The organism is Mesorhizobium sp. M2E.F.Ca.ET.219.01.1.1, assembly GCF_004016445.2.
Taxonomy (GTDB): domain Bacteria; phylum Pseudomonadota; class Alphaproteobacteria; order Rhizobiales; family Rhizobiaceae; genus Mesorhizobium.
Genome location: NZ_SADT02000043.1, coordinates 1 through 497, shown reverse-complemented (window position 1 = coordinate 497; position 497 = coordinate 1). Strand labels below are relative to the sequence as shown.

The 497-nt window shown below is 60.0% G+C and carries 1 protein-coding gene and 1 pseudogene; both read right to left on the bottom strand.

The features are described from left to right. A pseudogene (locus tag EN862_RS34830) lies at positions 1 to 300 on the bottom strand (hypothetical protein); the annotation flags it as partial. Continuing rightward, the coding region (locus EN862_RS34825) for a phage holin family protein (protein ID WP_135913281.1) at positions 297 to 497 on the bottom strand (201 nt) is incomplete at its 5' end. The gene EN862_RS34825 and the pseudogene EN862_RS34830, both read right to left, overlap by 4 nt.

Below are 497 nucleotides of genomic sequence, written 5' to 3'. Positions count from 1 at the left end.
GTCGCTTGGCCTCATGCCTGTATGGTTGCCAGCCGCTGAAGTGGTCGCTGACGCCCCGTTGCCAAGCATTAGCCAGGCCAGGCCGGCTCCAACCAACGTTAGCGGCAGCGGGTTGTCCCTGACCTGCGCCTTGAGATTGCCAAGCATGACGGCTCCCTCCCCGCCGGCAAACATTCCGGCAAATTCATCGATCAATTGACCGGGAGTCATCCTGCTGCGGATGGAATCAGCGGTGTCCACGACTTTCGCCCGGGCGATATCGGCATCTCGTTCCAGCTCGGCTGCGGATTTCTCGCTCATTTTATTTGTTCCTTGATCACGCGTGCGTCACGCTTGAGTTGGTCTTGTGTCCGATCCGGCGTCAGCTCAGAAGGGGCCATGCTTGCTGTGCCGCTGCGCAACAGAAAGATGCCCAGAATTGCGACAGCGATCCCGACGAGAAGCGAGGACCACCCCGGTCCCAGACCGGCATTCGCCAATGCGATCACGAGAGCTTG